This window comes from Panacagrimonas sp. (assembly GCF_965216805.1).
In the GTDB taxonomy this organism is placed as follows: Bacteria; Pseudomonadota; Gammaproteobacteria; order Nevskiales; family Nevskiaceae; genus Panacagrimonas.
Window position 1 is genome coordinate 1,926,757 of sequence record NZ_CBDCGN010000002.1, and the last position, 12,056, is coordinate 1,938,812.

The window sequence follows — 12,056 nt, forward strand, 5'->3', positions numbered from 1 at the left end:
GCGGCCGCGTTGTTGCGCCGCGGCATGCGGTGGTCGCGCGCCGATATACTTTGTCGATGACCGAGCCCCTGCGTATCGAACTGGTCCGTGGCCTGCACAACCTGCGCGCACGTCACCACGGCTGCGTGATGACGGTGGGCAAGTTCGATGGGCTGCACCGCGGTCATCAGGAGTTGCTCGAACAGACCGCCAGCCATGCCCGGGCGTCGGGGCTGCCAGCGGTGGTGATGAGCTTCGATCCGTCGCCGCGAGAGTTCTTCTCGCCCGAGCAGGCTCACCCGCGAATCAGCACCCTGCGCGACAAACTGCTGGCGTTGCAGCGGCACGGCATCGAACGGTTGGTGCTGGTGCGTTTCGATCGCCGCATTGCCGACATTCCGCCCAAGGCCTTTCTCGAAGAGATCCTGCTCGACCGCTTCGGCGCCCGCGCCCTGATCGTGGGTGACGACCTGCGCTTCGGCCGCGCCCGTGCGGGCGACATCCGCTATCTGCAGAGCCGGGCGGACGAACTGGGTTACACCGTGGTGGCGGTCGACACGATCACCGTGCAAGGCGAACGATCCAGCTCCAGCGCCTTGCGCGAGGCCTTGCAGGCCTGCGACTTTGCGCGCGCCGAGCGCTTACTGGGGCACGCCTACCGCATCACCGGGCGCGTGCGCAAAGGCCTGCAACTGGGCCGCAAGCTGGACATGCCGACCGCCAACATCGCCATCCATCGCACCTTGGCGTTGCCGCTGGGCGTTTATGCCGTGCGCGCCAACTGCGATGGTCAGCGTTGGGACGGTGTTGCAAGTCTGGGTATCCGCCCCACCCTGGGACTGACGCAGTGCCTGCTGGAGACTCACCTGTTCGACGTCCAGGTCGATCTGTACGGCCGCGTGCTGGAAGTCGAATTTGCCCACCACCTGCGCCCCGAGCTGCGCTTCGAATCGGTCGACGCGCTCAAGCTGCAAATGCACGAGGACGCCGCCGTCGCGCGGCGCCTGCTGAACTCCTGAACATCCGAAATCCAGTGGACTACAAGCAAACCCTCAACCTGCCGGAAACCGCGTTTCCGATGCAGGCCAACCTGGCCAAGCGCGAACCGGAGTTCCTGGCTCGCTGGCAAGCCGAAAACCTGTACCGGCAGATCCAGGATGCGACGCGCGATGGTGCGCCGTATCGCTTTGTCGACGGACCGCCTTACGCCAATGGCGATATCCATATCGGGCACGCGGTCAACAAGGTGCTCAAGGACATCATCGTCAAGTCGCGCCGGCTGGCCGGCCGCCACGCGCCGTTTGTGCCCGGCTGGGATTGCCACGGCCTGCCGATCGAGCTGCAGGTCGAGAAAAAGCACGGCAAGGTCGGCGACAAGCTGGACGCGGCGGCATTCCGCGCCAAGTGCCGCGAATACGCGCAGCAGCAGATCGACAGCCAGCGACAGGACTTCAAGCGCCTGGGCGTGCTGGCCGATTGGGATCGGCCCTACCTGACCATGGACCCGCGCTTCGAGGCCGAGCAGTTGCGCTGCCTGGCGCAGATCGTCCAGCGCGGTCACGTCGTGCGCGGATTCAAACCGGTGCATTGGTGCCTGGACTGCGGCTCCTCGCTGGCCGAAGCCGAGGTCGAGTACGAGGACAAGAAGTCGTTCGCGATCGACGTGCGGTTCGACAGTGCGGACCCCGCCGATCTGGCACGGCGGTTTGGGGTGCGCGATGCAACCGGTGCCGGCTTCGTCATCTGGACGACGACCCCCTGGACGTTGCCGGCCAATCAGGCGATCGCCGTCAACCGTGCGCTGCGCTACGCGCTGGTGCGGATGGAGCGGGGGGGGCTGGTGGTGCTGGCGGCCGAACTGGTCGAAGGCGTCGCGCGCCGCTGGGACGACACTGCACAGGTGCTGGCAACCACTGAAGGCGCCGCGCTGGAGGGTGCGCACGCCCAGCATCCGTTTGCCGACCGCGTCGTTCCGCTCGTCTGCGGCGACCATGTCACCACCGAAGCCGGTACCGGCCTGGTGCATACGGCGCCCGCGCACGGCGTGGAGGACTATGTTGTCGGGTTGGAATATCGGCTGCCGGTGAACAACCCGGTACAGTCCAATGGCGTTTTCGCCGCCGACGCACCGCTGGTGGCCGGGATGCACGTGCGCAAGGTCGACGAATTCATCCTGCAGGCGCTGGAAACGCGTGGCGCCCTGGTGAAGCGCGCGGCGCTGACGCACAGCTTTCCGCATTGCTGGCGTCACAAGACGCCGCTGATCTTTCGCGCCACGCCACAGTGGTTCGTATCCATGGACACCAAGGGTCTGCGGCCGCAGGCGCTCGAGTCGATCGCCGCAACCCAGTGGATCCCGGCCTGGGGCGAGGCGCGTATCCGCGAGATGGTGGCCAATCGTCCGGACTGGTGCATCTCTCGGCAGCGCACCTGGGGGGTGCCGATGGCGGTGTTCGTACATCGTCAGAAGCAGGAGTTGCATCCCGACACCGTGTCGCTGCTTGCGCGCATCGCCGACCGGGTGGAACGCGACGGGTTGGAAGCCTGGTTCGGCTCGGCGCCCAGCGACTGGGGCGTGGACGAAGCCCAGTTCGAGAAGTGCACCGACACCCTCGACGTCTGGTTCGATTCGGGTGTGGTGCACCAGTGCTGGTTCAAGGCTCTGGAGCCGGAGTTGCTCGACGAGCACGGCGCGGCGCCGATCGGCGATCTGTATCTGGAAGGCTCGGACCAGCACCGCGGCTGGTTCCAGTCGTCCTTGCTCACCAGCACCGCCATGCACGGCCGCGCGCCGTATCGCGCGGTGCTCACCCACGGCTTCACCGTGGACGAGCAGGGTCGCAAGATGTCCAAGTCCATGGGCAACGTGGTGGCGCCGCAGCAGGTCACCAAGACCCTCGGCGCGGACGTGCTACGCCTGTGGGTGGCCGCCAGCGATTATTCCGGCGAGATCGCCATCTCCGACAAGCTGCTCACGCGCATGGCGGACGCTTATCGGCGCATCCGCAACACCGCGCGCTTTCTGCTCGGGAATCTGCACGGATTCGATCCGGCCGCCGATGCGCTACCGGCATCCGAACTGGTTGCGATCGACGGCTGGGCACTGGCACAGGCGGCTGCGATGCAGGCCGAGCTGGCCAAGGCCTATGAAGACTGCGCGTTTCACGTGGTCTACCAGAAACTGCACAACTACTGCGTGGTGGACCTGGGCGGCTGCTATCTGGACATCCTCAAGGACCGCCTCTACACCACCGGGACCAAGAGCCTGCCGCGACGCTCGGCGCAGACCGCGATGTGGCACATCCTGGAGGCGCTCGTGCGCTGGATCGCCCCGGTGCTTTCGTTCACCGCCGACGAGATCTGGCAGCTCGTTCCTGGTCCGCGCAAGGGTCCGGTGTTCGCCCAGCGCTGGCACGACCTGCCGAGCGGGAACGGCGCCAACGCACTGGACTGGGCGCGACTGCTGTCCGCCCGCGAGGCCGTGCGCAAGGCGCTGGAGGGTCTGCGCGTTGACGGCAGGATTGGCTCCGGCCTGTCGGCAGATTTGCATCTGTATGCCGACGGCGAGTTGGGTGCGGCGCTGCGCCGCCCCGGCGACGAGCTGAAGTTCTGGTTCCTGACCTCCGCGGTCGGCGTCCACGCCGTGGCAGAGGCGCCGCCGGAGGCGCAGCGGCACGAGCTCGATGACGGCTCGATCCTGCTGCTGGTTGCCAGCGCGACACCCCACGCCAAGTGCGAGCGTTGCTGGCACCAGTGCGCCGACGTCGGCGCGCATCCGAATCACCCGAAGCTGTGCGGTCGCTGCGTGGTCAACGTCGACGGCCCCGGCGAAACGCGGCGCTATCTCTAGGGACGGCCGACATGACCTTCCGTTACGCGAATGTGCACTGGTTGTGGTTGTCGGCGGCGATCATGCTCGCCGACCAGATCACCAAGCAGATGGTGATTATCGGCATCCAGCGTTTCGAGAGCGTTGCGATACTGCCGGTGCTGAACCTGGTTCATCTGCAGAATCGCGGCGCTGCGTTTTCCATGATGAGCCAGATGCCGCCGTGGTTCTTCGTGCTGCTGGGCGTGGCGGTGGCGGTTGGAATCCTGATCTGGCTGCGGCGCCACCCGACGGGAGAGCGCATGGTGGCCTGTGGGCTGGCGCTGATCCTGGGCGGTGCGCTGGGCAATGTGATCGACCGCGTGCGGTTGGGCTACGTGACCGACTTCATCGATTTTCATCTCGGCGGCTGGCACTTTGCAGCGTTCAACATCGCCGATGTGGCCATCACCGTGGGGGCCGGCCTGCTGCTGCTGGACATGCTGCTGCAGACCTTGCGCGAACGCGCGCAGGCGCGCAGCGCGGGTCGGGACGAGGAAGCGGGCTGAGATGGACATCCTGCTCGCCAATCCACGCGGCTTCTGTGCCGGCGTGGACCGCGCGATCGAGATCGTGGAGCGGGCGCTGGAGGTGCTGGGCGCGCCCATCTATGTGCGCCATGAGGTGGTCCACAACCGCTTCGTGGTCGACGATCTGCGCGCCAAGGGCGCGGTGTTCGTCGAGGAGATCGACGAAATCCCTGCTGGCGCGACGTGCATCTTTTCCGCGCACGGGGTCTCCCAGGCCGTGCGTGCGGCTGCGCAAACGCGGGCCCTGACCGTGTTCGACGCCACCTGCCCGCTGGTGACCAAGGTGCATATCGAGGTCAAGCGCTATTCGCGCGAAGGTCGTGAGGTGGTGTTGATCGGGCATGCCGGACACCCCGAGGTGGAGGGCACCATGGGCCAGTTCGACGCCACCCAGGGCGGCGCCATCCATCTGGTGGAAACCGCGGCCGACGTGGCCGCGCTGCCGGTGGCGAACCCGGCGCACCTGGCCTATGTGACCCAGACCACCTTGTCCATGGACGACACGGCCAGGGTGATCGACGCCCTGCGGGCCCGCTTTCCGCTGATCCAGGGGCCGCGCAAGGACGACATCTGCTACGCCACCACCAACCGTCAGGACGCGGTGAAGGAACTGGCGGCTCGCTGCGAGGTGTTGCTGGTGGTGGGTTCGCGCAACAGTTCCAATTCCAACCGTCTGCGTGAACTGGCGGAGTCGCGTGGCACGCCGGCCTATCTGATCGACGGCCCCCAGGACATCGACCCGCAGTGGATTGCCGGGCGCCGCAACGTCGGCGTCACCGCCGGGGCCAGTGCCCCGGAAGTGCTGGTGCAACAGGTGGTGGCGCGCCTGCAGGATCTGGGTGGTACGGCTCCGAGCGAGCTGTCGGGGCAAACCGAGTCCATCGTGTTTGCGCTGCCCCCAGCGTTGCGGCGGGCGGTCGGTAGCTGATCGTCGGCGGGTGCCGGGGCGGGCATGCCGCGGCCGTTGCACCGACAATGTTCACGGGCCCTGGAACATTGCCCGAAATTCCGCTTTCAAGGCGGTCTATGTGCTAGAATTCTTTCAGTTTTAGCCCCCAAAAAGCACCATAGACCGGGCCGCCCTGCGGGCGCGGCCCAAAGGGCCTGTTGATGAGCGATTTTGCGAAGGAAGTCCTCAGCGTCAATCTCGAGGACGAGATGCGCCGTTCCTACCTCGATTACGCCATGAGCGTGATCGTGGGTCGTGCCCTGCCGGACGCGCGCGACGGCCTCAAGCCGGTGCACCGACGCATCCTGTATGCGATGAGCCAGCTCAACAACACCTGGAACCGTCCATACATCAAGTGCGCACGTGTGGTCGGCGACGTCATCGGCAAATACCACCCGCACGGCGACAACGCCGCGTATGACGCGCTGGTGCGCATGGCGCAGGATTTCTCGCTTCGCTATCCGCTGGTGGACGGGCAGGGCAACTTCGGCAGCGTCGACGGCGACCCGCCGGCGGCCATGCGCTACACCGAGTGCCGCATGGCACGTCTGGCCTCCGAGCTGCTGGCCGACATCGACTCCGATACCGTCGATTTCGTCCCCAATTACGACGAGAAGGACGTCGAGCCGCTGGTTCTGCCCACGCGCATTCCACAGTTGCTGGTCAACGGATCGGCCGGTATCGCGGTGGGCCTGGCCACCAACATTCCGCCGCACAATCTGGGTGAGGTCATCGACGGCTGCGTCGCACTGGTCGACAACCCGGCCATCGACATTGCCGGGCTGATGAAACTGATCCCGGCGCCGGATTTTCCCACCGCCGGTTTGTTGCTGGATGCCCATGGCCTGATCGACGCCTACAACACCGGCCGCGGCCGCATCGTGCTGCGTGCACGTACGCATTTCGAGGACGTTTCCGCCGACAAGCAGGCGATCATCGTCACCGAGCTGCCCTACCAGGTGAACAAGGCGCGCCTGCAGGAGCGCATCGCCGAGCTGGTCAAGGAAAAGAAGATCGAGGGCATCACCGCGATCCAGGACGAGTCGGATCGCGACGGCATGCGCGTGGTCATCGAGCTCAAGCGAAACGAGAATGCCGAGGTGGTGCTGAACAATCTGTTCCAGCAGACCGGCCTGCAGGTGACGTTCGGCATCAACATCGTGGCGCTGGAGGGCGGTCAGCCACGCACGCTGAACCTGAAGGAACTGCTGGAAATCTTTGTGCGCCATCGCCGCGAGGTGGTGACTCGGCGCACGCGCTACCTGCTGCGCGAGGCGCGCAAGAAGGCGCACATCCTGGAAGGCCTTGCGGTGGCACTGGCCAACATCGATGCCATGATCGAGTTGATCAAGCGTTCGCCGAATACTGCGGAGGCCAAGGCCGGTTTGATGGGTCGGGTGTGGGACGCCGGTCTGGTCACCACGCTGCTCGCCCGCGCCGACGCGCAGGCCTCGCGACCCGAGGATCTGGCCGACGAGTTCGGCATTGTCGACGGCGGTTATCGGCTGTCCGACGCGCAAGCCCAGGCGATTCTGGACATGCGCCTGTTCAAGCTCACCGCGCTGGAGTCGGACAAGATCCACGACGAATTCAGGGAACTGCTGACGGCAATCATCGATTACCTCGACATTCTCGCTTCGGAGCCGCGGCTGCTGTCGGTGATCCGCGCCGAGCTTCTGGCGGTCAAGGAGCAATACGGCGACGAGCGCCGCACCGAGATTACCGAGCTGGCCCTCAACATTGCGCGCGAGGACCTGATTCCGCCGCAGGACATGGTGGTCACCCTGTCGCACGAAGGCTATGTCAAGGCGGTGCCGCTGGCCGAATACCAGGCACAGAAGCGCGGCGGCCGCGGCAGGCTGGCGGCGGGCACCAAGGAAGAGGATTTCATCGACCGCATCTGGTCGGCGCATTCGCACGACTGGCTGCTGTGCTTCGGCTCTACCGGCAAGGTCTACAAGCTGCGCGTGTTCGAATTGCCGGCAGGATCGCGCGGTTCGCGCGGGCGCCCATTCGTCAACCTGCTGCCGCTGGAACCTGGCGAGCGCATCAGCGCGGTGCTGCCGATCAAGTCCTTCGACGACCCCGGCAAGTTCATCTTCATGGCGACCCGTCTGGGCACGGTGAAAAAAACCGAGCTGACTGCTTTCGGCAACATTCGCTCCAACGGTCTTATCGCGGTGGACCTGCGGGTGGACGATGCCTTGGTGGGCGTGGCCCTGACCGACGGCAGCAACGACGTACTGCTGTTCAGCGACGCCGGCCGCGTGATCCGTTTCAACGAGGGTGACGTTCGCAGCATGGGCCGCACTGCGACCGGTGTGCGCGGCATGCGCCTGCTCAAACGAGGGGAGGGCAGCGTGGACGACGCCGCCGCCGACGAGGCCGCAGACCGCGATACCGATACCGACGAGCAGGGCGCGGACGATGCCCCAGCGCCGGTGGCGGCCGGTGGTGCCACGGTCATCGCGCTGATCGTGGCCGACGGCGGCGAGATCCTCACCGTGTCCGAATACGGCTACGGCAAGCGCACGCCCATCGATCAGTTTCCGCGCCGTGGCCGCGGCGGGCAGGGCGTGATCGCGCAGGCGCTATCCGACAAGACCGGCGACCTCGTGGGCGCGATCGAGGTCGACGATGGACATCAGGTCATGCTGATTTCCGAGGCCGGCATCCTGATCCGCTTCAAGACCACCGACGTGCGCAGCATGAGCCGCAATACCCAAGGTGTGAGGCTGATGCGTCCCACCGACGGCGACCGGCTGGTGGGTCTGGACCGGATCGAGTCCGAGGACGGCGACGCGGTGGAAGATGATGACGGGGCCGCACCGGATCCGGGCAACGGGGAAGGCTGAACAGGGCGCGGCGACGGTCCAGGGGGCGACCTGCCCCCCGGTACCGGTGTTCCAGCTGGTTCGCTAACCTTTGAACGGCGCGGTGTCGAAGTAATCGCGCCATGCAGCGATCTTGCCGTCTCGCACCTCGAGTACGCCCATCACCCGCAGCGCCAGGCGCTTGGTGCCCTGGCTGTCGTAGAGATCGTCGATCCGTTCGGTCAGCACCGTATTGCCGACCGCAGCAATGGCCAGCATCTCGACCGTCAGACGATCGAAGTCCATCTGGTCGACAAACCCTTGCATCACCGCCAGCGCCTCCGCCGGGCTGTTGGCCAGGGTCAGGCCGACGTTCTCGTACACGCAGTCGGGCGTCATGTACTCAGGAATGGCCTTGCGAAAACCCTGGGATGTTTCCCAGCCCTGGAAGAACTTCTGCACGGTTTGTATTGGGTCAGACATGGAGACTCCTGTAAGCATGGGCGGTGGCCGCGTGGGCCGGTTCGATCTTACCGGGCAATCCCGCAGATGATCCCGTCGATGCCCTGGAAGTCCGGATTGAAGTCGGAGCGAATGCGGCGATGGCACGCGCTTCGCGCGCAAGGCGCTCGAAGCTCCCCCACTGCGAATTTTGCGGCGGCGCACGAGCCGGCCGCTTGCTCCGGCAGAGCCCGGAAGCACATCAACAGACCATTGCAGGCCCTGACTAACAGCACCTGTTATGCGATTATGGGCGATGAATTTCAGCGTTCATTTCGACGCCGAGACCTTGGCGCGCCTCAACACGGCGGTGGAGCGCGGCGGGGTGACGCGCAACCGGGTCATCGTCCGCGCGGTGCAGGAATGGCTGACTCGCAACGAAGCCGAAATCTGGCCCGATTTTCTGTTGGAGCACCTGCGGAATCCCGCACCCGACCTCGATTAGGGCGCGGTCGAATTTCAGCTTTGGAAGCCGGCCCGATGAGATATCTGCTGGATGGCGGCACCCTGGCGGCGGCGGTCAAGGGCCGCCTGCCGGTGGTGCTGCGACTGGCACAGTTGTCGCCGCGCGAGGTGGCGATGTCGGTGATCGGCCGGATGCAGGTGGAGATCGGGCTACGCGCCCAGCCGCGGGCGCAGGCCCGTCACGGTCGGTTGCTGCGTGAGTTTTCGCAAAGCCTGCACGTGATCGACTTCGGTGACCTCGAATCCAGGCAAGCGGCCACCGTCGGGGCTTATCTGGCGGCGGCCGGAGAGTCCATCGGGGCACTGCAACTGATGCTGGCAGCCCAGGCCATGACCCACCGCTGCACCCTGGTCTGCGACGATATTGAGCCCTATCGCATGGTGGCGGGCCTGGATGTGGAAAACTGGCTCGATCAGAATCAATAAATTACATTAAGAATATCGGAAAAATAATTGATATGAATAGAATAATTAACTTCAGCGCCGGTCCAGCTACGTTGCCGCTACCGGTGCTCGAACAGGTCCGGCAAGACCTGCTCGACTGGAACGGGTCCGGCATGTCTGTGATGGAAATGTCCCATAGAGACAAAGAGTTCATGAGCATTGCTCAAGAATCTGAAAAGATACTCAGAAGGATCGCTGAAATTCCTGATAATTATAAAGTTCTGTTCATGCAGGGCGGCGCCACGGCGCAGTTCGCCCTGATTCCGTTGAATCTGCTGCGGGGCAAGGCCGGTGCCGATTACGTCGTCACCGGGGACTGGGGCAAGAAGGCGCTCAAGGAGTGCGGCAAGTACGGCAAGGCCCGGGTGGCGGCCAGTTCCGAGGCGGACAAGTTCACGCTTATCCCAGACCGCACAGGCTGGGCGCTCGATCCTGATGCAGCCTATGTGCACATCACGCCCAACGAAACCATCCACGGCGTGGAATTTCACTATGTGCCCGATACCGGCAGTGTCCCGCTGGTGGCGGACATGTCGTCCAACATCCTGTCGCGGCCGCTGGAGGTTTCCAAGTACGGGCTCATCTATGGCGGGGCGCAGAAGAACATCGGCCCGGCTGGCCTCACGCTGGTCATCGTGCGCGAGGATCTGATCGGCCACGCCGCGCCGGTCACTCCCGGGGTGTTCGACTACAAGGCGGTGGCCGACAACGAGTCCATGCTCAACACCCCATCCTGCTTTGCCTGGTACGTGTCGGGGCTGGTGTTCAAGTGGATCGACTCGCAAGGAGGACTCGCTGTCGTCGGCGAGCGCAATGCGCGCAAGGCCGCGCTGCTGTACGACTACCTCGACAGCCAGGATTTCTACAGCAACCCGGTGGCCCGGAAGGACCGGTCGTGGATGAATGTGCCATTTACCCTCGCCAATCCGGACCTCGACGCCGAGTTCCTGAAAGGCTCGGTCGCGGCGGGCATGCGCGGCCTGAAGGGACATCGCGCAGTAGGCGGCATGCGTGCTTCGATCTACAACGCCATGCCGGAAACGGGCGTGGCGACGCTGGTCGAATACATGAAGGAGTTTGTGCGGATGCGCGGGTGAATCCGTGAGGCGTGAGGGGTCAGGCGTGACGCAAAGTCACCTTCACCTCTTCTGTGTCTCGCTGCTGCGCCTATCTCCTTACGCCTCACGGACTAACCCATGTTCAAAATCCAGACCCTCAACAACATCTCTGTCCTTGGTCTCGAGCGCCTGCCGCGCGAGCACTACGAAGTGGCGTCGGATATCGGCCATCCCGATGCGGTGATGGTGCGCTCGGCCGACATGTACAAGCTGGAGATTTCCAGTTCGGTCAAAGCCATCGGCCGCGCCGGCGCCGGCACCAACAACATTCCGGTGGCCGCGATGAGCAAGCGCGGCGTGCCGGTGTTCAACGCCCCGGGCGCCAACGCCAACGCGGTCAAGGAACTGGTCATCGCCGGCCTGCTGTTGGCGGCACGCAACATCGCCCCGGCGCTGGATTTCGTGCGCAAACTGGAGGGCGACGACAAGGCGCTGCACGAGGCGGTGGAAGCCGGCAAGAAGAAGTTTGTCGGCTTCGAACTGCCGGGACGCAGCCTGGGCGTGATCGGTCTGGGCGCCATCGGTGTCAAGGTCGCCAATGCGGCGATCGAGATGGGCATGGAAGTCTGGGGCTTCGATCCGGCCATGACCGTCAACAACGCCTGGAAGCTCGACGCGCGGGTGCGGCAGGCGCTGTCGGTGGACGACCTGATGGCGCGCTCGCAATGCGTGTCGGTTCACGTACCGCTGCTGGAAGCCACCCGCGGTCTGGTCAACGCTGAGCGGCTCAAGCTGCTGAAAAAGCAAGGGGTGATCCTCAACTTTGCGCGCGAGGCCATCGTCGACGAAGCGGCCGTGATCGAGTCACTGAACAGCGGCTCGCTGCATGCCTATGTCTGCGACTTTCCCTCCAACGCGCTCAAGGGACATCCCAGAGTGATCGCGACGCCGCACCTGGGCGCCTCGACCGGCGAGGCGGAGGACAACTGCGCGGTGATGATCGCCGACCAGCTCCGCGAATTTCTGGAGCGCGGCAACATCTCCAACTCGGTGAATTTTCCGGAGGCCGTATTACCTCTGTTGCCGGGCAAGACGCGCCTGTGCATCTCCAACGCCAACGTACCCAACATGGTCGGTCAGATTTCCACCACCCTGGCCAAGCACCAGCTCAACATCGCCGACCTGCTCAACAAGTCGCGCGGCGACATCGCCTACACCCTGGTCGACGTCGATTCCGCGGTGCCGGCGGCGGCGGCCGAGGCGATTGCGCGGATCGAGGGCGTGCTCAACGTGCGGATGATCCCCGGCGTGTAGGGGTCTACAATCGGTGTCGTTTCGGCCTGGGAGATTGCGTTCAAACACGCCGCCAGCGAGCTGGCGCTACCGAAGTCTGTCGAAGATTTTGTCGGCGAGGGGAGGACCGTTTTCAAGCTTGAGGCGTCGGTGTTC

The 12,056-nt window shown here is 64.8% G+C and carries 10 protein-coding genes; 9 read left to right on the forward strand and 1 reads right to left on the reverse strand.

Going from position 1 to position 12,056, the window contains the following annotated elements; translation table 11 throughout:
- The first annotated feature begins 56 nt into the window (after positions 1 to 56).
- The 5 genes from ACOOHP_RS09225 (at position 57) to gyrA (ending at position 8,181) form a co-directional block, all read left to right on the forward strand.
- On the forward strand, positions 57 to 998 hold the full coding sequence (locus tag ACOOHP_RS09225) for a bifunctional riboflavin kinase/FAD synthetase (protein WP_420466150.1): 942 nt from the start codon (positions 57 to 59) through the stop codon (positions 996 to 998).
- Between the two features lie 59 nt (positions 999 to 1,057).
- Positions 1,058 to 3,829 carry an isoleucine--tRNA ligase gene (gene ileS / locus ACOOHP_RS09230; protein WP_420466964.1) on the forward strand — a complete coding sequence of 924 codons (2,772 nt, stop codon included), beginning with the start codon at positions 1,058 to 1,060 and terminating at the stop codon, positions 3,827 to 3,829.
- A gap of 11 nt (positions 3,830 to 3,840) precedes the next feature.
- On the forward strand, positions 3,841 to 4,356 hold the full coding sequence (lspA, locus tag ACOOHP_RS09235) for a signal peptidase II (protein ID WP_420466151.1): 516 nt from the start codon (positions 3,841 to 3,843) through the stop codon (positions 4,354 to 4,356).
- 1 nt (position 4,357) lies between these two features.
- Positions 4,358 to 5,305, forward strand: coding sequence for a 4-hydroxy-3-methylbut-2-enyl diphosphate reductase (gene ispH, locus ACOOHP_RS09240; protein ID WP_420466152.1), 948 nt, complete (start codon positions 4,358 to 4,360; stop codon positions 5,303 to 5,305).
- 182 nt (positions 5,306 to 5,487) lie between these two features.
- Complete coding sequence (gyrA, locus tag ACOOHP_RS09245) at positions 5,488 to 8,181, forward strand: DNA gyrase subunit A (RefSeq protein ID WP_420466153.1); 2,694 nt, start codon at positions 5,488 to 5,490, stop codon at positions 8,179 to 8,181.
- Between the two features lie 63 nt (positions 8,182 to 8,244).
- Here gyrA and ACOOHP_RS09250 read toward each other — a convergent pair whose 3' ends face one another.
- A complete protein-coding gene (locus ACOOHP_RS09250) occupies positions 8,245 to 8,622 on the reverse strand; it encodes a limonene-1,2-epoxide hydrolase family protein (protein WP_420466154.1) in 378 nt (125 codons plus the stop codon).
- 274 nt (positions 8,623 to 8,896) lie between these two features.
- Here ACOOHP_RS09250 and ACOOHP_RS09255 point away from each other — a divergent pair, with 274 nt between their 5' ends.
- The 4 genes from ACOOHP_RS09255 to ACOOHP_RS09270 all read left to right on the forward strand — a co-directional run bounded on the left by ACOOHP_RS09255 (position 8,897) and on the right by ACOOHP_RS09270 (position 11,921).
- Positions 8,897 to 9,085 carry a CopG family transcriptional regulator gene (locus tag ACOOHP_RS09255; protein ID WP_420466155.1) on the forward strand — a complete coding sequence of 63 codons (189 nt, stop codon included), beginning with the start codon at positions 8,897 to 8,899 and terminating at the stop codon, positions 9,083 to 9,085.
- A gap of 35 nt (positions 9,086 to 9,120) precedes the next feature.
- Entirely contained in the window at positions 9,121 to 9,531 is a 411-nt protein-coding gene (locus ACOOHP_RS09260; protein WP_420466156.1) for a type II toxin-antitoxin system VapC family toxin, read from the forward strand.
- A 32-nt stretch (positions 9,532 to 9,563) separates the two neighbouring features.
- A complete protein-coding gene (serC, locus tag ACOOHP_RS09265; RefSeq protein WP_420466157.1) occupies positions 9,564 to 10,646 on the forward strand; it encodes a 3-phosphoserine/phosphohydroxythreonine transaminase in 1,083 nt (360 codons plus the stop codon).
- Between the two features lie 99 nt (positions 10,647 to 10,745).
- Complete coding sequence (locus ACOOHP_RS09270) at positions 10,746 to 11,921, forward strand: phosphoglycerate dehydrogenase (RefSeq protein WP_420466158.1); 1,176 nt, start codon at positions 10,746 to 10,748, stop codon at positions 11,919 to 11,921.
- Positions 11,922 to 12,056 lie beyond the last annotated feature (135 nt).

Bases quoted from the DNA above. Each gene is read 5' to 3' on its own strand.
- ACOOHP_RS09225 (WP_420466150.1), top strand. From the start codon at position 57: ATGACCGAGCCCCTGCGTATCGAACTGGTCCGTGGCCTGCACAACCTG.
- ileS (WP_420466964.1), top strand. From the start codon at position 1,058: ATGCAGGCCAACCTGGCCAAGCGCGAACCGGAGTTCCTGGCTCGCTGG.
- lspA (WP_420466151.1), top strand. From the start codon at position 3,841: ATGACCTTCCGTTACGCGAATGTGCACTGGTTGTGGTTGTCGGCGGCG.
- ispH (WP_420466152.1), top strand. From the start codon at position 4,358: ATGGACATCCTGCTCGCCAATCCACGCGGCTTCTGTGCCGGCGTGGAC.
- gyrA (WP_420466153.1), top strand. From the start codon at position 5,488: ATGAGCGATTTTGCGAAGGAAGTCCTCAGCGTCAATCTCGAGGACGAG.
- ACOOHP_RS09250 (WP_420466154.1), bottom strand. From the start codon at position 8,622: ATGTCTGACCCAATACAAACCGTGCAGAAGTTCTTCCAGGGCTGGGAA.
- ACOOHP_RS09255 (WP_420466155.1), top strand. From the start codon at position 8,897: ATGAATTTCAGCGTTCATTTCGACGCCGAGACCTTGGCGCGCCTCAAC.
- ACOOHP_RS09260 (WP_420466156.1), top strand. From the start codon at position 9,121: ATGAGATATCTGCTGGATGGCGGCACCCTGGCGGCGGCGGTCAAGGGC.
- serC (WP_420466157.1), top strand. From the start codon at position 9,564: ATGAATAGAATAATTAACTTCAGCGCCGGTCCAGCTACGTTGCCGCTA.
- ACOOHP_RS09270 (WP_420466158.1), top strand. From the start codon at position 10,746: ATGTTCAAAATCCAGACCCTCAACAACATCTCTGTCCTTGGTCTCGAG.